We start from the raw sequence: 24,399 nt of genomic DNA on the forward strand, positions 1-24,399 counted from the left end.
GATGGCACAAGAAACTGTCACCCCGTCCAAACCGGCTAAACCGGCCAAAGAAGCGCCCGTCTTCCCCACCCGCTGGCAGGAAGAGCGGCATTATGCAGGCCGCCAGTTTATCAAAGCAATCACGATCGTCATTGTGCTTGCGATCATCTTGTATATCACGCATTTCCTCTCCAGCGGGTTTACCCTGCTCTTCGCGTTTATCGGCCTGATCCTGTTCCTGGCGACGGCGACGTATTCGGTGGGGCATTTTGTCCGCTATTTGATTTTCAAGTCCAGAGGGCAATAGACAAAAAGGCAGCCGGTGTGGCTGCCTTACTTCTTTTCTGCATAGAGCTTCTTGACGCGTTCCACTTCGGCGCCCATCTGGCCGGAGATCGTCAGGAAATACATGTGAAAGTCGCCGCGCAACGACCACACCGGGTGGCCAAACGTCGCGGGCTTGTTGCCTTCGATGAAAAAGTGCGAGAACCAGGCCAAGCCGTATGCGATCACCGGAATCAGCAAGAGCAGCCACCACTTGCCCGTAAATCCGGTCAGGATCAACAGCAGGAACACAAAGCTCGTCCCCACTGCATGCCACAGGCGTGTGGCCAGCTTGGAATGCTGCAGCACGTAAAACGGCCAAAACTCCCGATACGAACGAAATTCCACGGTTCCTCACCTCAAATCGAATCATTCGGCCAATCGCCATTCTCTCTACCCATTTTCTCATAAAACTGCTGTGCGCGGTATGAAAAAAAGTGGAGGTTTCCCTCCACTAAGCACTTACCCCAGGCGAACATTTCCCCGAAAGAACAGACCCAGATAAATTTTAAGCTGTTCAAAGCTGGTCACCGTCTCGATCGCCTCAATATGGCCGGAGCTATGAATCAAAAAGACGGTTGGTACTGCTTGTACCATGTAGCTCTGAAACAGCTCATCAGACTTTACATGGTGCGTCGCCGGGTTCAGTGGTTTATCAAACGAAAGCGATGCTTTTGAAACGGTGATCGTGCGCAGATCATATACCTTTTGCAATTCATGCAGCTTCGGCAAAATCGCATCACAGATGCTGCAAGTTCCGCTGACGAACATGAGCAATGTATACGCAGTATTGGGTTCGGCCAAGCGAATCATGTCACCATCTTGATTCTGCTCGCGGAAGGACGGCGCCTTTTCGCCCACTTTTAACGTGGCATTTTCGATTTGTTGACCTGTAATGCGGAAGCGGTTCATAAATTCAGCTGTCATCCTGGCTAAGAAGTAAATGATGATGCATTGGACGATAACGACAACCCACAACGCAATATTGGATACCAGCATCGCAGTTCCCATACTTACACCCCTTTAATAAGCTCAGTTTTTAACGACTTCCGTATCAAGAGCAGCTTGCTTGCCGCCGACCAGATCACCAGTGTCACGAGCGCTTCAAATATCGTGAGGAAGTACGACGCATTGATGATGTCCCCCCATGGTTGCCCATGAAACGCCGCTTCAAAATTGCCCAGCGTGGTATTCGTTGTCATGATCACCGATGAGCAGGCGATCAAGAGAACATTGCGAATGATCAGACCCCAGGAGAGCTGGTGGTTGCCAACGATCCCTCCGCACCCGCAGCTTATCTCCGTCCGGCCCTTTAGAAGATTCATGCTGACCGCGATACTGTACATTGCAAGCAGAATCGCAGAGAGCATGCCCGCAACTGGCAGAAAGATGCCCAGATACAGAAGTGCAGCGGTCAAAAGCTGAAGTCCTACTTCGATAGCTGAAAAATACGGGACGATCCGGTCTGGCAAAATTCGATAATCTCGAATGATAGACTTGTGTTCCTCATACTTTCTGATCTTCTCCAGAAAAGAGCTTACAAAAATGGTGCCTAACAAGATACGCAAGAACCAGATCATCTCTTCCACGGGAACTCTCCTCTCTGAACCATTACCATTACTTTTACCGGTACCACTCGGCTTGCAGTTCAAACATTTCTCGGTAAACGCCATTTCTTTCGATTAATTCCTGGTGCGTCCCAACCTCGGCCACCTTTCCTGCTTGCATGACGACGATACGATCCGCCAGTTTGGCAGCAGCCATGCGATGCGAAATAAAAATGGTCGTACGGTTGCGAGTGAGCTTTTCGAACTCTTTGTAAATCTCCATTTCCGCATACGGGTCGAGTGCAGCTGTCGGCTCATCGAGAATCATGATTTCGCTGTCTCGAAATAAAGCGCGCGCGAAAGCAATCTTCTGCCATTGGCCGCCGGACAACTCTTCTCCATCCGCCAACAAACGGCCTAATGCAGTATCGTAACCGTCTGCAAAATGTTGTACAAACTGATGCACCCCGGATTTTTCAGCCGCCGCGACTAGCAGCTCCCGGTCACGGTACTTTTGAATATCGCCAAATGCGATGTTATCGTGTGCAGAAAATGCGTATTTCGTAAAATCCTGAAAGACAACGGTCATCAGTTCCTGCAGGTTTTGCGGGCTGACCTCATGCAAAGAGACCCCGTCAATCGTGATGTTTCCCTCCCGGATCGGGTACAGGCCCAGCAGACATTTGATCAGGGTTGTTTTTCCTGAGCCATTGGTGCCGACGATCGCAATCTTCTCGCCTTTCTTGATCTGAAAAGACACATCTTTCAGCGCTTCGGCGTCGCTGTTCACATACCGGTACGACACGCTGTCAAACTCAATGCTGTCCTGAAACTGCACAGCTGCGGTCGGTGGCGATTCAGCAGCCGCAGCAGCGGCCGCTTCCGCAAAGGCAGGGTCGCCATATTCGATGAACTCATAAAAGTCTTGAATATAGAGCGTCTCCTCATAGATAGATCCGGTTAAATAACTGAGCTGTGTGAAGGAGTTCTGCACGTTTTGAATCATTTGTGTGATGGTATAGAAATCACCGACTTGCGTCACTTTGCTGTTCTTGCCAAACAGGATGAAGAAAGAAATGCCTGTGAAAAACAATGTCGTACCGGTTTGAAGACCGAAATCGATCCATTGTTGCTTTCTGGCCAACGTGAGAATCTGGCCGCTTACGATGCGGAAACGTTGCGACCACCTTTCATTCAGGTGATTGCTTAGATTGAAGATCTTAATTTCTTTGATCGAAGCTTTATCGGAAAAGAGGTTGGCGATGTAGCCGATCTCTCTTGAGTCACGCGACTGAAGATAGGAGACGAGATACCGGTTCTTGCTTAACTTCAGCTGTGTGATCGTAAGCGGAATAAAAACTACGATACAAAGCACCGCGAAGATCCAGTGCACCGAGATCAAGTACCCTATGACGGACAATAAAGTCACGATATGTTGAAAGATTTGGAACATGTTCATGATCGGATGTAGAAATTTACTGCTTACTGAACCCCGCACCCGATTCAGTTGATTGTAGAATTCCGGGATATCAAAGTAGCTAAGCGGACTTTTGGCCACCTTTTGATTGGTCAGAAACTTCAGGTCATGATCCAAATCAAATTCAAACTTTTTCATAAAATAAGCCTGGAACATTCGGATCAAATACGAGAACTGAGCCAGGCACAACTGCAGGATCAGGAGATAAAAGACTTGGTAGACTCCCGATTCACGGTCTTGAAAATAATGAATCAAATGATTGATCATGGCACCATATAACAAAGCGCTTACGAAAGGGGTAACCCCGTTATAAGCCGCTTGAATCAGCGAGAGCAGAAACCACAACTTCCCTTTTTTCCTGATAAAAGGGGAAATTTTGGCGATGTTTTTGATTGATTGGCCGAAGTTATTCAAGTTACTCGACTCCAATTGATCGGATAAAGTGCATGGCAGCAAGCGAAGAGGATCTTAGATCCTGAATCACTCCGCTGTCATCCAAGAAGATAAAAGTCGGAAACGAAAAGATGTACAGGTTCATCATCGTCTGTCTGGGAGCCGTGATGATCGGCACGACCGATTGGTATTTTTCAAGAAAGCTTTCAAACCCTGGTTCACCTTCGGTGAGCAGGACCATAAATCGGACCGTGCTCTGCGTTTCCAGCGCTTCGAGCACTTCTTCCAATTGGCTGTGGCAAGATGCGCATGTCGGCATCGAAGCCATGACAAGCAGCGGCTTGCCGGGCGGCTGGTTTGCTGCAGGCACATAGTCTCGAAGATTGATACCCAATGCAGGATGCCTGTTCTTTACTCCATGCTGGCTTTTCTGAGGCAGCAGCGCGATGGCGCTGTTATATTTCTTGAGCTGCAGAACCACCACCACAACAAGGATGATCCAAAAACAAATGTTGGCTGCTAACAAGATCACGAATGAACACCTCTCGTAACTTCTGAAATATGCACCTCACGGGTACGTACGAATTTGTTCCTTTGACTTCAGGCTCCAAGAGTTAAAGAGAGAGCACCTTCTAGAAGGTGCTCTTTTCCAGTTCGCAGTTATTGCACGCAGCAACCGGATTTATAGGAAGATCCGCATTCTTGGCCGGTGTAAATGTCGACTTTTACACACCATTTGTCTTCACCCGTGAGGTTGGAGGCCGGGTCTAATCCTTTGTAATTCAGACACTGCGAAAGCCATTCCACGTAGCAATTGCAGCTTACCCGCGTATCAACACACGTCGGGTTGGTCGGCAGCGTGCCATCCGGAGTAACCCCCATCAGCTTCGTAAACGAATTAAACATTTTCAAACCACCTCTGATAAATTATTTTTATTTCGGCGCCGTGTAAGACCGATTATAGTAGGGTGTTTTGACATGGTCAATATTATATAAACAAAATATAATTTAATTATTTTACATTGATTTTCCCGTATTTCATTGAATCAATTTCCAGAATTCGAGCCGTTTGATTATCAATAAAAAAACCTGAGTACGGTCGATTCCCGCACTCAGGTTTTTACATTTAACTCAAATCACATAATGCAGTCCATCGCCTAACTGTCCACCCATTTTCTCATAAAACCGCTGTGCGCGGCTATTCTCTTGATTCGTTTCCCATTGCATAATGGCAAATCCGTGCTCCCTCGTAAACGCCACACACGCCTTGAACAGCTTTTCCGCCACACCAGACCCGCGGTACGCTTCCAGCACGTACAGGTCGTTCATGGTCACGATGCGATCCGCCCGCAGCGTGCTGTAGGTGAAATACAGGGTCGCAAACCCCTGGTACACCCCGTCCTCTTCCGCCACGAGCTGGAGCCCGTTGTCGCCTTGGAGCAGCATCGCCTGCAGACGGTCCAGCTTTTCTGCCGCGGGTTCTGGCCGCTGATAGAAATCCACAATGTATTCGAGCATCATCTCCCGCAATGCGGTTTGATCTGCTGCTTGTGCCTTGCGTACTGCCATTCTACTCATCCCCTTTGTTTTCATACAGCGCCGGATTGTATCGTTGCGCCAAAAATCCGCTCGCCTGCTCCGGGTGAATCTCCGCGACGAGCAAGCCTTCTGCTCCCAGCGGCAAAGCGGCGATCCGCGTGCCGTCCGGGGCGATCAGCGAGGTGCTGGACGCTGCCTGATCTTCCAGCGCGTAGTTGACGCTGGCAAAATAGATCGTGTTCTCCATGCTCCGGCAGACCATCGCCCCTTCATAAAAAGCGGCCATGTCGCCAGCTTCGGCGGTGTCGGTATACTGCGGATGGAACACCACTTTTGCCCCGCGCACTGCCGCCCAGCGCACCGTCTCCGGGTAACGCCACGCTTCGTGGCAGGTCGCGATGCCAACCGGCACATCCTGCACGGTGAACACCTGCCGTTTTCCGTCCGGCCGGTAGTAAGGCTCTTCGGAGGGTGCGATCTGGTTTTTGGCCTGATAGCCAAGCACCTGTCCCGCTGCGTCGATCACCATGCCGACCAGCTGCCCGTCCCACTCCATCGACAGAACCACCGCTGTTTTGGCGTCTGCAGCAGCCTGGCGCACTTCCTCCAGCGCCGCTGCCTGCGCCTCTTGATCAACCGGGTCCACGTGCCGTCCCACGCCGCGCAGCCCAGGGACAAATGCCTCCGGAAAACACACCACGGCACAGCCCCGTTCGCCCGCCGCCCGAATCCACTTTTTCGCGCTCTCGACCGCGTCTTGGCGCGAAGCAGGAAACGTGGCCTGCACCAGTCCGAGTTTCATCGACGTCTCACCTCTGTTTTTCTTCTAGTTCGTGCCTTTCCGTTTACGTGCAAAGAACAGCAGACATCCGATGAGGACGAGCACCGCTCCGCCCCAAAGGTGGCGGTTGTCACATTCCAAATGTAGGGCGGAGTCAAGTTGATCACCGTCTCCATTCGGTTGGACGGCGACTTGATGGTGACTGCGAGGTACAGGAGGACTTTTTCCAGCCCCGCAAGACCGAGAAGCATATTACCGGACAGAATGAGCGTTCTTCCCAGCTTCCGCAATGAAGTCGACCTCCCAGCTTTGAATAGGAAAAAGTTTACACCCATTAGAGTCAGGTGTAAACAAAAAGGCATCAAATGCAGTTCGCACTTGATGCCTCGATGCTTTGGAAGCAACTCCTACCAGTGACCGTTGCCAGCCGGAGTGGTCCAGCCTTGGGGGTAGATCAGGTAGGTGGTGCCGTTGGAGTTGTCCAGCCATGCTTTTTCGAGCTGGGCGCGGTTGTAGGTGATCGTGACTGCTTCGTCACTGGCCGCAGCCGGGTCGTTGGTCAGGACGTTGCCTGCCGCATCGAAGCCGCGGATGACGAGCAGATGACCGTCGGTGCTGGGGATCGGCGAGTTGTCGAGCGCGCCTTTTTTGTAGGCGATCGAGGCGATGACCGGAACGCCTGCTGCCGTCCACTGCTGGACTTCTGCGAGCGAGCTCATGCGCACAACTTTGCCGTCCAACCCAAAACTCGACGCATACGCCGTGTTAAACGGCCAGTTGCCTGCACCGTCATAGCGGTAGTCCCACACGCCATCGACGACGGTCGGCACCGGGATGTTCCAAGCGCTGTTGCCGGTGACGTTCGCCCAGTAGGCCATGACCATCGACGTCGAAGTCGGCGAGCACCAGACTTCGCCGCCGTCCGGGAAGACCATCTGCGAACGCTTCGGCACGTCCAGCGCACTGGTCTGGCCGTTGCTCGGCACCACGCCAGCTTTGTCGGTGCCGTTGGAGAAGGTGATGCCGAACTTGCGCAGAGTCGGCGTGATAGCCGGATCGTTGGTGTACAGGTTGACGCGTGCTTTCACCGCCGTTGCCGATTTGTCGAGGATCAGCGTGTCGGTCGCGACATATCCGTCAGCGTCGCTTTGTCCAACGATGGAGTGGCGTTCGAATGGCTGGTTGCCTTCCATCCAGGCGCCGAGGGTGTACCATTTCGTCCACACGCCGTTGACCAGCGCGGACATCTCAATCTCCGTCCACGTCCCCGGCGGCGTGTTCGCCTGCCAGGAGGGGATCGCTTCGGTAAACGCCACCGGGATCACATCGGTCGTGTAGCTGCCGTAATAATACGCCCCGCCGTTGTAGCGGCCGAGCGAGTCAAAGCCTGCGTAGAGCTTCGTGCTGTCCAGTTGCAGCGCCGAAGCGCTGACTTTCGTGCCGTCGAGCTGCCCGCCGCTGAAGGAGAACGGAGACTGCCAATACGATTTGACGCTCGTTTCGACGCCAGATTTTTTAAGATTCAGATTATTCTCAGCCAGTGAAATGTTCATCGCAAGCAGCAAACACCCCACACCGAGCACTGCCGTTGCCATCATTTTTAAAAATTTGGATTGAAGCATATGACCACCCTTTCACATTTACTTTACACTACTTCATTATAAAACAAAAAGCCGGTGCTGTATGCACCGGCTTGGATTATTCACCCAATTTTTTCAATTCGGCTCCGAGAAATTCGGCGACCGCTTTCATCCCGTAGATGTCGGAAACTGCTTCCGCGTCGGAGTTGTAGTTGGTGTTGGTGTTGATGTCATAGGTGAAGATCTCCCCGTCGCGGTTGCGGATAAACTCGATGCCGGCTACGTTGATGCCGTTGGCGGCGAGCACCGCCGCGTATTTTTCGAGGATCGGGTCGTTGAAGTCCTTGAGGATCTGGAACTTCGGCTTGGCCGGCGTCTCAACACCTACCGGGCAGAACAGGTCGCCGATCTGGCACGCGTCGGCCGGGCAGAGCTCAAAGCCTTCCGAAGTGTCGACTTGCACCGCGTAGAGGAACTTGCCGCCGACAAATTCGCAGCGCGTGATGAACGGCTCCGGAGCCTGGATGTATTCCTGGATCAACGTGATGCCGTCGACCGGAACTTCGAAGTCCGGCGAGTTGAGGTATTGTTCGAGCGCTTCCACGGTGTGGAACAGTTGCACGCCGAGGCCTTTGCCGGCGCGGTTGTGTTTGGTGATGAACGGCTGACCTGCGAATTTCTTCGCCGCTTCGATGATGTTCTGCGTGCCGACAGCCGCGACCGTCTTCGGCGTGCGGACGCCGTGTGCGTTCAGGGCCATGTATTGGGCGACTTTGGAGACTTCCAGCTGCAGCGCGCGGGTGCCGTTAAACACGGTGCGGCCGTGCTGTTCCAGCCACGCCAGCACGCCCGAAGTAAACTCCGGCGCATAGCGGTGGTCGCGCGTGTGCGACGATGCGCTCATCCGCGAGTAAAACACCCCTTGCGGCGGTTCGGCCGACAGATCGACCAGCCCTTCGTCGAGGTGCCATTCTTCATACGGCAGCCCCAGCTCTTCCAAACGATTGGTCAGATGTACAGTCCACTCACTATTTTCATGGATCACATAAATTTTCGCCATGCGAATCCCCTTTTTCCAAGTTTTTCGATCATTATACCACTCTTTAGCGGGGTGAAGGAAGCACCGTTATTACAAACGGCGATTTCGCCGCTGAAACGGTTTTGTCCAAATTTGTGTCGAAATTGCGCCTCATCCACTCTTTGGTGTTTGTAATCGGTTACGAGCCGCACTAATGTTCCCATCCCGGTTCTAAAATCTTAATTCTACTTTTCAACGCATTGATAAGGGGGCCACTCCCTGCAAAACCTGTAAACCTCTTTTCGAAACTATATCTCCAATTAATAAACGCACTACTCATCCCTTTTAAGACTGAATCCAAATCAAGGTTTGTCTCTGGCACCTTTTCCTTCATAGCCATATCTGTTCCGCTCTGAATTATTAAAACATTATAAATAACTTCAATAACAGCCTTGCTTTCATCACTCAATCCTTTATAAAGCTTATCCAATTGATGAATGTTGGGAGCTGGTTTCTTGTTTTCAATCAAGTATATACATTTCAAATACAGTTCAATACTAAACGCGGCATTTGTAATAATTGGTGCGATATAAGTTCCAACATCATTAGTTTCAGACAATTTTTGATTTAATGCGTTTGATGCAGCCAGAAAGCTATTTGCAGTGTTATAAATATCCTTAGCCTCATATTTCATAGATCTGTCCTTCCTATATTCGATTAAAGTGATTTGAAATTTAGAAATAGATCGCCCTTTAAGATTCCGGACTCAGCAATCTATTTCTGCCGGATAAGAAATGGGACTAGCAATTGTGTTGTCCCATTTATTTGTAAGAAGCTCTTGATGGATTTAATCTAAAACATCTGTTTTATCGAGCCTTGCTTCCTTCTGCTTTTGATAAGCTCCGATCAGTTCGATTACATATTCATCACCAGAAAGTGGATAGTAATAATCCATAATGTCAGCACATGTTTGTGCCAGTCGGCTGAACAGGCGCTGTGTGACGATCAGGGCTGACCAGACTTCTTGGAGATCGTAGCGGGCGTAGGCGGTTTGTAGCTCTGTGAGCACGTCCGTCTCAGCCCACGTGTCCAAGAAGCGGCCACTGTGCCAGGTGTCAACTTCGGGGCGGCTGAGATGGGTGTGCCACTCGATCATTTTCAGCAAATGCCATTTCAAACCGGAATCACAGGCCATCTTACCCATCCACAGCTCGCCGCGCCCAAGTTTCTTCGCCGCCCATACTACATGGTAGAGAAAATCGTTCACGATTTGCGAAAACTCCGCTTCCGAAGGCATCCTTTGCCCTTTTTCCGCCACCATCCCCCTCGGGATGTCAGCTCCCAGACCTTCCTTGTCGACCAGAACCCAGTAGCCACGCCCCAAAACACCCGAAGCGGTGATCCCCTTCGGCCAGCCCCCTGCGACCATCTCATAAGGCAGCGGAATGAAATCCACATCCAGCCCGCCTTCAAACAGCACGCGGCGCTCGACCAACTCCCCGACTGCCGTGCCTTCCAGAAAAGTCAGCTTCGGCTCAGCCAGTTCCTGCAGCCACTCCGCCGATTCGATATATAGTTCCGGCCGCTTCGTGACGATGACCAGATCCAAATCAGACCACTCATCGGACGGTACATTCATTCGCGCCCGCGACCCGATGATCATTACTAGCCGGATGTCTTCTCGTGCTTCAGCCCATGGGGTTACGCGCTCTAGAAACATTTCATAGGTCATCTCTTCGCCCCCTCTCACCATTTGGAAATTTGAGGGATAGATTCTACACCGATGGGATGATTTCCTCTGACCGCGAATGCCCGGGAATTCGATTTGTTGCGCAATCCCAGGTGTTCGCTTATAATAAAGATACCAAGTAGGGCAAAGCGAAAAGGGTCCTGTGTGACCACCTGCTTCTTGTCTCAAGAGGATAGCTTGTCCAACCACCCATTTTATGGGTGTTTTTTTATGTTCAATTGGCATACTGTATACTACCGTCGCCGTATCAGTGAATTGTCATTTGCATGGCGTGCCGCAGAAACTGTGTGCTAACTGATACGGCATTACTCCTTTACAAAGATCAGATGTCGGGTACGATGTGCAACAGGTTTGAAAAAGTCATCCTGACCCCGTTCGAACTTCCGAAAAACAGCTCCCGAAATCATGTCAGCCACCTGCACAAGCGAATTTTGGCGCCAGTCTTTAAATTTAATATCTTTGATCGTGACCCCGAACTTTTTAGCCGTTTTTCGCATGTGTACCTTAAGTTGGTCTTGAAAAGCACTGTCGGAAGATCGATCTACAATGATTACCGAGTTTTCGAGGTGGACAGGTTCATCAGTTAGTAAAAGCTCTATCACTTTTTTGTAGAACTCCTTTTTACTTCCCGGCGCAAATTCTTTTCCAACTTGCTCCTTGTCGATGACAATTGCCCGAACATAGAATTCTCCTTGATCTATGACCTTCAAGAATCCGTGTTTGAGTTTATCCGGGATCGCTTTAAAATGAAACTCCTTATACCAATCCACGGTTTCCCGATACTTGGCCAGGAGACTGGCTACGGTTTCAGCATGCAAGGTCTCACGAAAACACACCATCGTTACAACAAAATGGCGACTGGACCCTTTGCCAAATTTGAATCCTGTACACCCCGACTCATCGACGAATACCAGCATATGACTTCCCCCGTTCTCCTACTCCAATCACCGTACAGCTTACTCTTCGTCATCCTCTTCTTCGGTTAACTCCATCGCTGCTTCTTCCGATTCCAGTACATCCTCGATATTTCCGTAACTTACTCGCGGCATTTCCTGCAACTGTTCCTCGGATACAGCAACTAAATCGCGGGCCAGTTCCATCAAGTAAGCTTGATACTCCCCCTTCACATTCACAGGTACGCCATGTTCAACTGCAATCCCGATTACAGGTTTCCCCAGATAAGTAAAATGGCTTTCAAAAAGAGAAGGCTCATCAACAAACAATTCGCTGACTCCCTGATCGCTTAACTTTCTGAGAATGCGATAATGACAGATCAGCACGTCATCCTCTCTTTTGGTGATGATAAGCAGCAGGTGATACGTTTTTCGCGCATCTGGCATTGCTTTTTTCCTTCCCCAGTGAAAGAGATGTACAATTCGCACCACCGTGCCGTAGACAGATTGCATATCAAGGAGTACTGAGAGAATATCTTCGAGCATCTCTTGTCCGTCCTGCTCATGATTTTTCCTTGGCTTTTGCTTAAGCAATGTGTCGCTGTAGGGAACTAAGAAGGTTGTATGCGATTTTTTATCCGTCCGGTCACGATAAATTAACCCTCGATCCACCAACACTTTCATCCAGCTATCGATCGTCCGCGTCTGTGTACCGAAAAAATCAGCAATCGTGGCAATGCTCGGCCAACTGTGCCCATAGGAGTTGTTCGCATAGAACCCGAAGAGCAAGTATAATTTAAGCGGACCGCCTTCCAAATCGGCAAGATGCTCTTTTTTAAATCGTTCATAGATCGCGAAAAAGCCTTCTTTCGTATCCCGATTGAATTTCCGCCAAGAAGAGTAATATTCTTTCAGAACCACCGATTGCTCAACCGGCGACTTCAGACCTTTCAAAACACGCAAGATTCGCTGACGCTCCATCGTTTTTCCTCCTGGATCTCTTCTGCGGTGATCGTACCACGAAACAGATCGCATTAACAAATGCAAAACAGCGCACAGTATTAGTAAAATCTAAGCGCATAATCGCGTAGAAATTGATTCTACACATCGTACAAATTAGAAGGAACAGGAGAATGTTAAATTATACGGAACCCTAGAAGCCGGGAGCGAAGGATACCCAGTAGAGGGGCACGAATGAAAACAGCGCATCGCCATACTTTTTTTGTTTATAAAAAAAGAACCTTTGCCCATTGGGAGCAAAGGTCTTTTTTTGCGCTAATCCTACAAAACCTCGTGCAAATGCCGCGCCACATGCACCCCGGCTGCTGACGCTTGGGCCAGGCCGCGGGTGATTCCTGCGCCGTCGCCTACCGTAAACAGGCCGTGGATTTCCGTCTCGAACTTGTCGGTCAAACGCGGGCGCGAGGAGTAGAATTTCGCCTCCACGCCGTAGAACAGCGTATGCTCTGAAGCGATGCCCGGCGTGACTTTGTCGAGCGCTTCCATCATCTCGATCAGGGACTTCATCGTGTTGTACGGCAGCACCAGCCCAAGGTCGCCCGGCACCGCTTCTTTCAGGGTCGGCTCGAGGAAGCCTTCCTTGATCCGCTTCTCCGTTGAACGGCGGCCTTTCAGAATGTCGCCGTACTTCTGGATGATCACCGAACCGTTGGACAGGTCATTCGCCCGGCGCGAGATCTCTTTCGCATACTCGATCGGCTTGTCGAACGGATCGGTAAACGTATGCGACACGAGCAAAGCAAAGTTGGTGTTTTTGCTGCCCAGCTTCGGGTCTTTGTAGGAGTGCCCGTTGGCCGTCATCACGCCGGAGTGGTTCTCGACCACCACATGCCCCGACGGGTTGGAGCAGAACGTGCGCACCGTTGTCCCGACGCTCGTGTTGAACACAAACTTCGCTTCATACAGATGTTCGTTGATCTCCGCCATGATCACATCGGACGTCTCGACGCGCACTCCGATGTCGACTTGGTTGTTCATCATCTGCAAACCATGCTTTTTCAAAATCTCACCCAGCCACTGCGAGCCGTCCCGCCCCGGGCCGATGATGACTTTCTTCGCCTGAATTCCTTCCCCGTTTTTCAACACGACGCCCGTCACGTTCAGCCCGTCCGCCGTCTTTTCCACGAGGATGTCTTCCACAAACGTCTTAAAGCGCGTCTCGATCCGACCCTCCAAGGTGCGGAAAATGTTGGCGAGGATCTTCAAGTTCTCCTCGGTGCCCAGATGGCGCACTCTTGCTTTGAGCAGCTTGAGTCCCGCCGCCGCAGCCTGCCGCTCGATCGAGGCCACATCGCGCGTCGTCGGGTCGGTGATCTGCAAGGTCCCGCCGTGGGCGATGTTGATCTCATCGGCATATTCGATCAGCTTCAGCACGTCGGACGGCGGCAGATAATCCTGCATCCAGCCGCCAAATTCGGTGGTCAGGTTAAACTTCCCGTCGCTGTACGCCCCTGCGCCGCCCCAGCCTGCGGTGATCGAGCAGGCGGGCAGGCAACCGGCATATTCCTTCTTCTGATGCGCCGGCGGGCACTTAGTCAGCTTTTCTTCTAAGATCGGGCAGTTGCGCCGGAAAATATCATGACCTTTATCGATCAGGAGCACCTTCTTGTTCGGATCGAGGTGCGTCAGTTCATACGCTGCAAAAATACCGCTAGGACCGGCTCCGACAATGACCACATCATACAACATTGTTCGGGTATCCCCTTTCTGCTTGTAAATTCAGAGAATATCTTGGAAATAAAAAAGGCTCCCGTTAAGCATCTGACCACTGCTGCCTGCACGTGCCGCTTTTGCCACACGTGTCAGACATCGTAGTCAGCTCTTCTCGGGAGCCGGTAGAAACGCTGAGCCATATCCTCAGCCTATACGAGCCGTTCAACGACTCTTATCATACAAGAAAACACGAACATTCGTCAATACCCTTTCACTTTTGTTCGTATTCGTACTTCAGCATTCCATACACCATCAGGTCGCGAAATTCACCGAAAACAAAGGTGTAGTCGCGCAGCACGCCTTCTTGTGTAAAGCCGACCTTCTCGAACAGTCTGCGGCTGGCGATGTTTCCCGGCTCGACCATGCCTTGGATGCGGTGCAGGCCCATCTCCTCGAAGCCGTACGAAATCATTCGATGTAACGCTTCGGTCATGATGCCCTGCTGCCAATACTCTTTGCGCAGCACGACGACCATCTCCGCATTGAACTGATCGGGCATCCAGTTATAAAAGCCGCAGTTGCCGATCAATTTGCCGCTTTCCTTCCATTCGATCCCGAGGCGCAGACCCCGTTGCTCGCGGAACATGGTGTCATACTTCTCGATCGCCTGATCGACCCGCTCGATGTTTTCAAACGGCTCCGTGCCATAATATTTCATCACTTCAAAATCGGACAGATACACAAACAGATCTTCCGCATCCGATGGCACCACCTGCCGGAGCACCAGCCGCTCCGTTTCCAGTCTCGGAAAGACCAATTTCATCGCGTTCCACTCTCCTTTATCAGCAGTATAAGGGGCGAAGAACCAATTGCCAACCGCTATGAAATCGTCTATACTTTTTCCAATTCCAATTCATGAAACGGGGGCCTAATCTTATGGCAATACGCACTAATCTGTTTCAGTAGAAACAGAAGAATCGTATACCCAATTCATTCTTCTGTTTCTGCTCTCGTCGTGTTCCACCAATCTAACGAGAAGAAACAGGAGGTACTTCCCCATGACACAAGAACAAACGATGGTGCCGTTTCTGCACCCCTACCAGGCCAATTTTATCCGCCACCAACTGCTGCAACTGATCGGCGCTTTCTATTTTGCAGGTGACCACCGCGTGCTGGCGGCGTCCCGCGAAGGCGTGGAAGACACGATTCTTTCCACCTTCCCCGGCGCGACCCCGGAACAGCGTGCCCTGCTGCAAGATGCGAAGAACGTCCGTGACAAAGATGAGCTGAAAGTGTACATGAGCCGTCTGGAACCGCACGTGATCCCGTTCCCGGAAATCACGGCGCCAGAGATCCGCAAGCTGTTCCCGAAGGTGAAGAAGCTCGTCCTGCCCGACCTGCAGTCGATCGACCGCTCCAAGCTGACCTACCTCGGCTGGCGCGACATCGCAACGAGCAGCCTCTATCTGGTCTATCGCAACGGCGACAAGTGGGCCGGCAAAGAGTTCAAATTCGTGCCGGGACCGAAAAACCGCACGATGATCTGCACCTGGTGCCATACGACCGGTTCGGGCGATGATGTGGCATTGGTTACATCGCGGGTAAAAACCAAGGTTGTGGACGGGTACAAGACGCTGGGCAACCATCTGTGCCTGGACAGTGCCGTATGCAATTCACGCATCACCTCGACAACGGAGATGGAAGCGATGTTGGCTTCCTTGCGATAACCCATCACACCCGGGAGCATATTTTCATGCTCCCTTTTTGTATAGGAGGACATACGATGTTACCCACGATGCAGCACACCATCGACGTAAGCGGCACCCGCCTCGCCGTCTATGAATGGAGCCAGACTGGCGACCCGGTCGTCTTTTTGCATTTTCTAAACGGCAATGCCTCGACTTGGAACGGCGTGATCCCCTTTTTTGAAAAAGAGTACCGGGCAATCGGCATCGACTTGCGCGGTCACGGACGGTCCGATCAGCCGGAGAGCGGCTACGACCTGCCCACGCTCGCTGCCGATGTGGCGGGCGTGCTGGACGCGCTGGGCATCGACAGCGCCCATTTTGTCGGCTCCTCGCTGGGCTGCCATGTCGCGTTGCAACTGGCCTCCGAGTATCCGGAGCGCGTGCGCTCGCTGGCTTTTTCCGACGGGGCGCTGTCCGATGCGTCCTGCCCGAACGGCGAGGAAGTCACGCTGGAAGAGGTTGTCCAACCGTACATGGCACAACCGCTGCCCGTGTTTGACAGCGTGGATGACTACTTGATCCACGCCCGCGAGCGTTACGGAGAGCTGTGGAACGAGACGCGGGAACGGGCGGTGCGCGATGGATATCTGGCTTCGCTGCGTCGCTTGCCGGATGGGAAACTGACTTTCAAGACGAGCAAAGAGACGGAGCTGCAGGTGATCGAGGGGATCTACCGGGTCTGCGTCGCCGACCTCTATGCCCGCGTGCAGTGCCCCGTCCTGTTTTTGCCGGCTGCGATTCACAGATTTTATGACTTCAAGCTGGAGCATATCGCCCGCCTGCAGCAAGTGCTCACCGCGCACAGCAAAGTCGTGGTCATCCCAAACACGATGCATGTGATGGTCTATGACTTCGCGGAGGAACTCAGTCGGGAAATCCTCGCTTTCTACCAAGAGATCGGCGCATAAAAAAGCGGAGCAGCCACATGTGCTGCTTCGCTTTTCTGCTTATACGCTTGTTTACGTCCCGCGCGGTTTCGCCCGGTTGGTCGGCACGGCGCTGTATGGGTCGTCCGGCCAGTGGTGCTTGGGGTAGCGGCCTTTGAGGTCTTTTTTCACCTCGAAGTAAGCGTTTTGCCAAAAGCTGGCCAGATCGCGCGTCACCTGTACCGGACGATGCGCCGGAGAGAGCAGATGCAAGGTCAGCGGCACGCGTCCGTGCGCGATGCGCGGCGTCTCTTTCAGGCCAAACATCTCCTGCAGGCGGACGGCCAGCACCGGCGCGTCCCCGTCGCTGTAGTCGATCGGGATGCGCGAACCGCTTGGCACCGTCAAATGAGTCGGCGCATGATCGTCCAGTTCGCGGCGCTGGTCCCACGAGAGCATGTTTTCCAAAATGGAGATCAGGTGCAGCCGCTGCAGGTCATCGCGATTTTTCAACCCATAGAGGTGCGGGGCCAGCCAGTCTTCCAAGGTTTCGGTCAGCCCTGCCCGCGACACATCCGGCCAGGACGGGTCGTGGCGGTGCATGAAGGCGAGGCGCTCTTGGAACTGCCGGGCCGCTTTTGTCCACGGCAGGATGTCCAGGCCTTCCGCCGCGACCCCTTTGATCAGTGCCGCCAGCACCTCTTCCGCGCCGGGGTTGTGCAGAGGGGATTCCTTCAGCAAAAGCGCCCCGAGCTTCTCCCGATTGCGTGACCGCACCGCTTGTGCGGCGGGCTCCCACTCGATGATGTGCTCAGTGCGGATCTGCTCGGGGAAATGTTCTCTCAGTTGCGACTCCTCGATTTCTGCGGCGAGGAAAATCCGGCTTTCTGCCCCGTGGTCGTCCAGTTCGGCCGCGACGAGGTACGGGACAAACGACAGGGGTTGGGCATCGACAAACGCCGCCCCGCGCCCGTTGCGCAGCAGAAAGCGCCCGTTCCCGCGCCGCTGCGCGATCCGGTCGGGGTAGGCAAACGCGAGCAGGAGTCCGAGGTGTGCCAGATTCGCTTTTTCCTCCGCTTTCAGGCCAAGCGTGCGCTTCCACTGGTTCGCTTCGGCAACCATGCGGCGGTCAGCATGCCCGGCACGCAGCGCTTCGATGCGCAGGCGCAGGTCGGCGTCTCGGTCTTTGAGAAAATCCCGCTCCTTCAGCACCGCCGCCAGTTCGCAGGCCAGCCCGCCAAGCTGCAACGGCACCGCCTTCAGCACCATGTGCGCCAGGCGCGGGTGCAAGCCAAACTCCGCCATTCTTTTGCCGTGTTCGGTCAGCGCCCCCGTTTCGGTCAGCGCGCCGAGCTGGACGAGCAGTTCCCGCGCTTGCGAAAAAGCCGCTGCGGGCGGCGCATCCATCCACGCCAGATCGGCCGGATCGGTCACGCCCCACACCGCCAGTTCCAAAGCCAGCGGAGCGAGGTCCGCCTCCAGAATCTCCGGCGTGCTGCGTACGGGGAGCCCTTTGTCCTCATGCTCCGTCCACAAGCGGAAGCACACGCCCGGAGCCACGCGTCCGGCCCGGCCGCGCCGCTGTTCGGCCGACGCACGCGACACCGTGACCGTCTCCAGCCGTGCCATGCCTGTCCGAGGTGAAAAGCGCGGCACGCGCATCAATCCGCTGTCGATGACAACTCGCACGCCTTCCACCGTCAAGCTCGTCTCGGCGATTGAGGTAGCCAGCACGATTTTGCGCTCGCCGGGGATGCTCGGCGCGATCGCCGCATCCTGCGCCTCCCGCGCCAAAGTGCCGTGGAGCGGCATGATCTTCACGCCGCGCCCAAGCCCTTGCTCGTGCAGCAGCGACTCGACGCGCCGAATCTCGCCCGCTCCCGGCAAAAAGACGAGCAGGTCGCCTTCTTCCGCCGCCAGCGCTTCTTTGATCGTCCGCACCGCGACCGGTTCGATCCGCCCTTCGGCGCGGCGTTCGAGAAACCGCGTTTCCACCGGGAAGGCGCGACCTTCGCTTTTCAACACCGGCGCGTCGCCAAGCAGCGCGGCGACCGGTTCCGCTTCCAGCGTCGCCGACATCACCAGCACGCGGAGGTCTTCGCGCAGCAGTTGCTGCGATTGCAGGCACAGAGCCAGTCCGAGATCGCCGTGTAGGTTGCGCTCATGGAACTCGTCAAAGATCACGATGCCGACGTCTTCCAGCGCCGGGTCGTTTTGCAGCATTCGGGTCAAGACGCCTTCGGTGATCACTTCGATCCGCGTTTTCGGCCCGACTTTCGTATCCATCCGCACCCGGTAGCCGACCGTTTCCCCCGCTTGTTCGCCAAGCTGACGCGCCATAAACGCCGCCGCAGCCCGCGCGGCCAGACGGCGCGGTTCAAGCATGACGATCTTTTTCCCTTGCAGCCAAGCTTCCCCGAGCAGCGCCAGCGGCACCCGCGTCGTCTTCCCCGCCCCAGGCGCTGCGACCAGCACGGCATTTTCCCGCGTGCGCAGGGTCGCTTGAAGTGCAGGGAGCACTGCATCTATTGGTAAGGTGAGCATGTTGTGCGTCACTCCATTCTCCCGTTGACAATACTTCCCTCTGCCATCTATAGTGGTGTTGTAAGAACATTCTAACGAACTTGGAGGTGAGGTCAAATGAAAACGACAATCTCATGTTTTTCATTTGTTGCCCCCTCGACACCGGTATGCACTTTACGCCGCGGGTAACGACCTGCGGCTTTTTTTATTGCTTCGAGGGGGTTGGTCGGATTTGATCAACCATAAAGGGGTATGATGTATGACAAACTTTCGGATTCAGGAAATACTGATTTTTACGCCAGAAGAGACAGCAGACGTGGCGCGGCTGGAACAGCTCTGCAACGACGCGGAAAATATGAACCTGCGCATCGGCACCGAATACTTTTCCGACCGGCCGGGTGATAAGCCGTTTGACTTCCTCTATTACGAAGACGGGCACTTGCTTGGCTACCTATGCTGGTTCACGCTGGACGGCAAGGAAGCGGAGATCATGGGCATGGTGCATCCTGATCACCGCAGGCGGGGCATTTTCACCAAGCTCTTGCAGGCGGCCGACCAAGAGATGCGTTTGCATGGTATCGAGAGCTTGCTGTATGTGGTGAATGCCAAGTCCCGCTCCGGAGAGGCGTTTGCCGAACACCTCGGGGCGGCGTACCGCAATGCGGAATACTCGATGACCTTACGAGACTTCCAGCCGCCGACAACACGCCATGACGCGCTGCATCTGCGGACGGCGACCTCTGCGGACTTTGAATTTATGGTCGCCTGCTCGTCCCAGGCGTTTGGCGATCCTGAAGACTGGACACGCGACCTGCTGACCCGCACCGCCGGGCCGAAGCGCACCGCCTACATCGCCGAGCGGGACGGCACGCCAATCGCCATGATCCGCGTCCTCCGCTCCGAAGCTGCCATCGCCGACATTCACGGTTTTGCCGTCCTGCCTGCCGTTCAAGGGCATGGCTATGGTCGCCAGATTCTCGCCGATACGGTGCAGTTACTTTTGCAAGAAGGGCGCACGGGGATCAACCTCGATGTTGTCACCGAAAACGAGCGCGCCTTGCGCCTTTATGAAAGCGTCGGCTTCGAAGTCTCCTCGGCGTTTCGCTATTATGCACGTTAAACCGCAACCCCTTTTGCCGCTGGCAGAAGGGGTTCTTGCTTGCGATACCAAAAAGTGTATCGATTCTCAACTAAATTCTCAACAAAAATGCTGAAGAGATGGTATGATGTTGAACTAGATGTATTCTTATGATGATCCCGGAGGAGAAAACTACAATGAGTATCCTAAACGTTGAAAATATCGGTCATGGCTTTGGTGCCCGCCACCTGTTTTCCGGCGTGTCGTTCCGTCTGCTGAATGGCGAACACGTCGGTCTGGTCGGCGCGAACGGCACCGGCAAGACCACTTTGATGAGCATTTTGACCGGCCAATTGCAGGCTGACCAAGGCAAGCTGGAATGGTCGAACCGTGCGACGATCGGCTATCTCGACCAGCATGCTGCGCTGACGCCGGGCAAGACGATCCGCGAGATCCTGAGCGACGCGTTCAAACCGCTATTCGACATGGAAGCGGAGATCGGCGTGATTGCCGAGCAAATGGCTGATCCGGATGCCGACTTGGAAAAATTGCTCGAAGACATGGGCGAGATCCAAGACCGTCTGGAGAACAGCGGTTTCTACATGATCGACGCGAAAGTCGAAGAGATCGCCAAAGGTCTCGGTCTGACTGCGGTCGGACTCGAGCGCGAAGTGCAGGACCTGTCCGGCGGTCAGCGCACGAAAGTACTGCTGGCGAAACTGTTGCTGGAACAGCCAAACGTCTTGCTGCTGGACGAGCCGACCAACTATTTGGACGTGGAGCATATCGATTGGCTGACCACGTACCTGCAGAACTATCCGTATGCGTTTATGCTGATCTCCCATGACGTGGAGTTTATGAATGCGGTCGTCAACATCATCTACCACCTCGAAGGCGGCAAGCTGTCCCGTTACGCGGGCGACTATGAGAAGTTCGTCGAAGTCTACCTCGCCAAGCGTTCGCAGCAGGAAGATGCGTTCGAGCGCCAGCAGGAAGAGATCAAGCGCATGGAGATGTTTATCGCGAAAAACAAAGCCCGCGCCTCGACCTCGACCCGTGCGAAGTCGCGTCAAAAGATGCTCGACAAGATGGAGCGTCTGGAAAAGCCGGTCACCTATCCGCGCCCGAGCTTCCGTTTCCAGGAGACGCGTCTGTCCTCCAAGCTGGTGTTTGAAGCGACCGACCTGCAGATCGGGTACAACCACCCGCTGTTGCCGCCGCTGAACTTCAAGCTGGAGCGCGGCGAGAAGGTGGCGATCACCGGCATGAACGGGATGGGTAAATCGACGCTGATGAAAACCATCCTCGGCCTGATCAAACCGCTCGACGGCAGCATCGAACGCGGTGACTATTTGGAGCCGGTGTATTTCGAGCAGGAAGTATCGGACCGTCCGAACGTGACGGCGCTGGATGATGTCTGGAACTCCTTCCCGCACATGCAGAACCAGGATGTGCGCGCCAACCTCGCCCGCTGCGGCCTGGGCAACGAGCATATCACCTCGAAGCTGACCGCCCTCTCCGGCGGCGAGCATGCCAAAGTACGCCTGTGCAAGCTGATGCTCACCCCGTCGAACTGGATCCTTTTCGACGAGCCGACCAACCACTTGGATGTCGCGGCGAAGGAAGAGCTCGCTTTGACCTTGAAAAACTACAAAGGCACCGTCCTGTTAGTCTGCCACGAACCGGAATTCTACAAAGACTGGGTCACCAGCGTCTGGAATGTGGAAGACTGGGCGAAGCAACTGCAGCGGTAAATTGAAATAGCAAAGGGAAGCCGAGATGGCTTCCCTTTTTCTTATCCTGTTTTATCCGAGGACCGTTTTGACGCGGCCGACTTGGCCGTCTTGGAGACGGACTTTGATGCCGCGGGTGTGGGTGGGTGAACTGGTCAGGATGTCTTTGACGATCCCGCGCGTGGTTTTGCCGGTGCGCTGGTCTTGTTTCAGGATGATATCCACCTCGAGACCCGGATGGATGTCTTTGCGATTCTGTCCACTTTTCATAGCTTAAGCTCCCATCTCTTCAAAACTACCGCCCGTTCCGGCCTCTCCCGCCGCCGCCACCGCGAGTGTCAGATCTTCCGCCACCACGGGTGTCAGGTCTTCCGCCACCACGAGTGTCGGGTTTGCCACCACCACGGTTGTCAGGACGGCCTCCTCCACGTGTATCAGGTCTGCCGCCGGAACGGTTGTCATTTCTGTCGCCGCCCCATTTTCCGCCTCCACCACCACGGTTGTCCGGTCTTCCACCGGCGCGGTTTTCATTTCTGTCACCGCCCCAGTTTCCTCCACCGCCACCACGGGTGTCCGGTCTTCCGCCGGAACGGTTGTCATTTCTGTCGCCGCCCCAGTTTCCTCCACCGCCACCACGGGTGTCCGGTCTGCCACCGGAACGGTTGTCATTCCGGTCGCCGCCCCAGTTTCCGCCTCCGCCACCACGGGTGTCGGGTCTGCCTCCGCCACGGTTATCCGGTCTGCCACCGGAACGGTTGTCATTCCGGTCGCCGCCCCAGTTTCCGCCTCCGCCACCACGGGTGTCGGGTCTGCCTCCGCCACGGTTATCCGGTCTGCCACCGGAACGGTTGTCATTCCGGTCGCCGCCCCAGTTTCCGCCTCCGCCGCCACGGGTGTCGGGTCTACCTCCACCACGGTTGTCCGGTCTGCCACCAGCGCGGTTGTCATTTCTGTCACCGCCCCAGTTTCCACCGCCGCCGCCACGGGTGTCGGGTCTGCCTCCGCCACGGTTATCTGGTCTGCCACCGGAACGGTTGTCATTCCGGTCGCCGCCCCAGTTTCCGCCTCCGCCGCCACGGGTGTCGGGTCTACCTCCACCACGGTTGTCCGGTCTGCCACCAGCGCGGTTGTCATTTCTGTCACCGCCCCAGTTTCCACCGCCGCCACCACGGGTGTCGGGTCTGCCTCCGCCACGGTTATCTGGTCTGCCGCCGGAACGGTTGTCATTTCGGTTACCGCCACGGTTGTCAGGACGGCCGCCGCGACCTTCGTTTCTGCTGCCGCCGTCACGCCCGCCGCCGCCTTGGCGCTTTTCGCGGGGGACGAACTCTTCGCCGCCTTTGCCTGGCCACGCCTCGCCGTGCGGGCGGCGGAGGCCTTCGCCCATCTGGCGCTCCATCTTCATGCCGATGCCGTTCTCGATCATCGCCAGCTCCTGACGGTCGTTCGGCGCCACGATCGTAAAGGCGATGCCTTTTTCCCCGGCGCGGCCCGTCCGGCCGATGCGGTGGATGTAGCTCTCGACGTCCTGCGGGATGTCATAGTTGAACACATGCGTGACACCTTCCACATCCAACCCTCTCGCCGCCACATCGGTCGCCACCAAGAGCTGAATCTTCGCATCGCGGAACGCCTTCATCACCTTCTCCCGCTTCGCTTGCGACAGATCGCCGTGCAGTTCGTCCGACTGATACCCGGCCGCCTGCAGCGCCTCATTCAGCGTGCTCGCCCGGCGCTTGGTCCGGCAGAAGATGATCGCCAAATACGGCTGATGCTTCTCGATCAGCTTCATCACCGTATCTTTTTTCCCACGGTCGGTCGTTTCGACCACGATCTGTTGAATCTCATCAAGCGTGACCCGCTTGCTCTCGACCTGAATATCTTCCGGCACGCGCAAATACTTATCGGCCAGCTTCCGCACATTCTCCGGCATCGTCGCCGAGAACAACAGCGTCTGCCGATCGATCGGCAGTTCGTCCATGATCATGTTCACTTCCGGCAAAAAGCCCATATGCAGCATCTGATCCGCTTCATCGAGCACAAAAGTCTGCACGCCGGAGAGGTCGATCGACCCGCGCGACACATGATCCAACAGACGTCCCGGCGTCGCCACGACCACATGCATCGCCCGCTTCAAACGCTTCAGCTGCGCCTCCACATCCTGCCCGCCATAGACGGCCAGCACATTCACGCCTTCCAAGAACAAAATCATCTTCTTCACTTCTGCCGTGATCTGCAACGCCAACTCTCGCGTCGGCGTCACGATCAACGCCTGCACTTCATTGCGAGCCGGGTCGATCTTCTCCAAGATCGGCAGCACAAACGACAGCGTTTTCCCTGTCCCGGTCTGTGCCTGCGCCACCACGTCGCTGCCGGTCAGCACGACCGGAATCGCCTGCTCCTGCACCGGCGTCGCCTCAAAGATCGCATGCGCCGTCAGCGCCCGCACCAATTCCGGCCTGATTCCAAGCGATTCAAAATCCGCCACAACAACACC

At 54.6% G+C, this 24,399-nt stretch carries 23 protein-coding genes and 1 riboswitch; of the genes, 5 read left to right on the forward strand and 18 right to left on the reverse strand.

The features are described 5' to 3' along the window. Position 1: 1 nt before the first annotated feature. Positions 2 to 286, forward strand: a complete 285-nt coding sequence (locus tag CBW65_RS06070; RefSeq protein ID WP_087456087.1) for a hypothetical protein — start codon at positions 2 to 4, stop codon at positions 284 to 286. A 26-nt stretch (positions 287 to 312) separates the two neighbouring features. On the opposite strand, the gene CBW65_RS06075 is transcribed toward CBW65_RS06070, so the two are convergent. From CBW65_RS06075 to CBW65_RS06145, 15 genes are all read right to left on the reverse strand, one after another. Beyond that, complete coding sequence (locus tag CBW65_RS06075; RefSeq protein WP_087456088.1) at positions 313 to 651, reverse strand: Mpo1-like protein; 339 nt, start codon at positions 649 to 651, stop codon at positions 313 to 315. Positions 652 to 765: 114 nt separating this feature from the next. Then, positions 766 to 1,314, reverse strand: a complete 549-nt coding sequence (traF, locus tag CBW65_RS06080) for a conjugal transfer protein TraF (protein WP_087456089.1) — start codon at positions 1,312 to 1,314, stop codon at positions 766 to 768. Between the two features lie 2 nt (positions 1,315 to 1,316). Next, positions 1,317 to 1,883 (reverse strand): MauE/DoxX family redox-associated membrane protein, encoded by a 567-nt coding sequence (locus CBW65_RS06085; RefSeq protein ID WP_232463517.1) that lies wholly within the window; start codon positions 1,881 to 1,883, stop codon positions 1,317 to 1,319. Positions 1,884 to 1,926: 43 nt separating this feature from the next. Further along, positions 1,927 to 3,741: an ABC transporter ATP-binding protein gene (locus CBW65_RS06090; RefSeq protein WP_087456091.1), complete on the reverse strand. Its 1,815-nt coding sequence runs from the start codon at positions 3,739 to 3,741 to the stop codon at positions 1,927 to 1,929. A 1-nt stretch (position 3,742) separates the two neighbouring features. Continuing rightward, positions 3,743 to 4,252, reverse strand: coding sequence for a TlpA family protein disulfide reductase (locus CBW65_RS06095; RefSeq protein WP_087456092.1), 510 nt, complete (start codon positions 4,250 to 4,252; stop codon positions 3,743 to 3,745). 599 nt (positions 4,253 to 4,851) lie between these two features. Next, positions 4,852 to 5,289: a GNAT family N-acetyltransferase gene (locus tag CBW65_RS06100; RefSeq protein WP_198299763.1), complete on the reverse strand. Its 438-nt coding sequence runs from the start codon at positions 5,287 to 5,289 to the stop codon at positions 4,852 to 4,854. Between the two features lies 1 nt (position 5,290). Beyond that, positions 5,291 to 6,061 carry a carbon-nitrogen hydrolase family protein gene (locus CBW65_RS06105; protein ID WP_087456094.1) on the reverse strand — a complete coding sequence of 257 codons (771 nt, stop codon included), beginning with the start codon at positions 6,059 to 6,061 and terminating at the stop codon, positions 5,291 to 5,293. 386 nt (positions 6,062 to 6,447) lie between these two features. Then, on the reverse strand, positions 6,448 to 7,662 hold the full coding sequence (locus tag CBW65_RS06110) for a C39 family peptidase (RefSeq protein ID WP_087456095.1): 1,215 nt from the start codon (positions 7,660 to 7,662) through the stop codon (positions 6,448 to 6,450). 76 nt (positions 7,663 to 7,738) lie between these two features. Continuing rightward, positions 7,739 to 8,680, reverse strand: a complete 942-nt coding sequence (locus CBW65_RS06115; protein ID WP_087456096.1) for an ATP-grasp domain-containing protein — start codon at positions 8,678 to 8,680, stop codon at positions 7,739 to 7,741. Between the two features lie 169 nt (positions 8,681 to 8,849). Beyond that, positions 8,850 to 9,332 (reverse strand): hypothetical protein, encoded by a 483-nt coding sequence (locus CBW65_RS06120; RefSeq protein ID WP_087456097.1) that lies wholly within the window; start codon positions 9,330 to 9,332, stop codon positions 8,850 to 8,852. Positions 9,333 to 9,485: 153 nt separating this feature from the next. Then, entirely contained in the window at positions 9,486 to 10,370 is an 885-nt protein-coding gene (locus CBW65_RS06125) for an aminoglycoside 6-adenylyltransferase (RefSeq protein WP_157721805.1), read from the reverse strand. A gap of 323 nt (positions 10,371 to 10,693) precedes the next feature. After that, positions 10,694 to 11,305, reverse strand: a complete 612-nt coding sequence (locus CBW65_RS06130) for a DUF3800 domain-containing protein (RefSeq protein WP_087456099.1) — start codon at positions 11,303 to 11,305, stop codon at positions 10,694 to 10,696. A gap of 39 nt (positions 11,306 to 11,344) precedes the next feature. Next, complete coding sequence (locus tag CBW65_RS06135; RefSeq protein ID WP_087456100.1) at positions 11,345 to 12,262, reverse strand: helix-turn-helix domain-containing protein; 918 nt, start codon at positions 12,260 to 12,262, stop codon at positions 11,345 to 11,347. Between the two features lie 300 nt (positions 12,263 to 12,562). Beyond that, the gene (locus tag CBW65_RS06140) at positions 12,563 to 13,990 is read right to left on the reverse strand and encodes an NAD(P)/FAD-dependent oxidoreductase (protein WP_087456101.1); all 1,428 of its coding nucleotides are present in this window, start codon (positions 13,988 to 13,990) and stop codon (positions 12,563 to 12,565) included. 103 nt (positions 13,991 to 14,093) lie between these two features. Beyond that, positions 14,094 to 14,191: riboswitch (purine riboswitch) on the reverse strand. Between the two features lie 34 nt (positions 14,192 to 14,225). Next, the gene (locus tag CBW65_RS06145) at positions 14,226 to 14,777 is read right to left on the reverse strand and encodes a GNAT family N-acetyltransferase (protein WP_087456102.1); all 552 of its coding nucleotides are present in this window, start codon (positions 14,775 to 14,777) and stop codon (positions 14,226 to 14,228) included. A 235-nt stretch (positions 14,778 to 15,012) separates the two neighbouring features. Here CBW65_RS06145 and CBW65_RS06150 point away from each other — a divergent pair, with 235 nt between their 5' ends. Together CBW65_RS06150 and CBW65_RS06155 are read left to right on the forward strand one after the other, a co-directional pair. Beyond that, complete coding sequence (locus CBW65_RS06150; RefSeq protein WP_087456103.1) at positions 15,013 to 15,681, forward strand: FusB/FusC family EF-G-binding protein; 669 nt, start codon at positions 15,013 to 15,015, stop codon at positions 15,679 to 15,681. Positions 15,682 to 15,737: 56 nt separating this feature from the next. Then, positions 15,738 to 16,610 carry an alpha/beta fold hydrolase gene (locus tag CBW65_RS06155; RefSeq protein WP_157721806.1) on the forward strand — a complete coding sequence of 291 codons (873 nt, stop codon included), beginning with the start codon at positions 15,738 to 15,740 and terminating at the stop codon, positions 16,608 to 16,610. 51 nt (positions 16,611 to 16,661) lie between these two features. On the opposite strand, the gene hrpB is transcribed toward CBW65_RS06155, so the two are convergent. Continuing rightward, a complete protein-coding gene (gene hrpB, locus CBW65_RS06160; RefSeq protein WP_087456105.1) occupies positions 16,662 to 19,112 on the reverse strand; it encodes an ATP-dependent helicase HrpB in 2,451 nt (816 codons plus the stop codon). A 238-nt stretch (positions 19,113 to 19,350) separates the two neighbouring features. Between hrpB and CBW65_RS06165 the strand changes: the two genes are divergently transcribed. Together CBW65_RS06165 and CBW65_RS06170 are read left to right on the forward strand one after the other, a co-directional pair. Further along, a complete protein-coding gene (locus CBW65_RS06165) occupies positions 19,351 to 20,211 on the forward strand; it encodes a GNAT family N-acetyltransferase (protein ID WP_087456106.1) in 861 nt (286 codons plus the stop codon). Between the two features lie 155 nt (positions 20,212 to 20,366). Beyond that, the gene (locus CBW65_RS06170) at positions 20,367 to 21,923 is read left to right on the forward strand and encodes an ABC-F family ATP-binding cassette domain-containing protein (RefSeq protein WP_087456107.1); all 1,557 of its coding nucleotides are present in this window, start codon (positions 20,367 to 20,369) and stop codon (positions 21,921 to 21,923) included. Between the two features lie 51 nt (positions 21,924 to 21,974). On the opposite strand, the gene CBW65_RS06175 is transcribed toward CBW65_RS06170, so the two are convergent. Together CBW65_RS06175 and CBW65_RS06180 are read right to left on the reverse strand one after the other, a co-directional pair. Continuing rightward, a complete protein-coding gene (locus CBW65_RS06175; protein WP_087456108.1) occupies positions 21,975 to 22,172 on the reverse strand; it encodes a YwbE family protein in 198 nt (65 codons plus the stop codon). A 25-nt stretch (positions 22,173 to 22,197) separates the two neighbouring features. Further along, the gene (locus tag CBW65_RS06180) at positions 22,198 to 24,390 is read right to left on the reverse strand and encodes a DEAD/DEAH box helicase (RefSeq protein WP_087456109.1); all 2,193 of its coding nucleotides are present in this window, start codon (positions 24,388 to 24,390) and stop codon (positions 22,198 to 22,200) included. Between the last annotated feature and the right edge of the window lie 9 nt (positions 24,391 to 24,399).

The organism is Tumebacillus avium (genome assembly GCF_002162355.1).
GTDB lineage: Bacteria > Bacillota > Bacilli > Tumebacillales > Tumebacillaceae > Tumebacillus_A > Tumebacillus_A avium.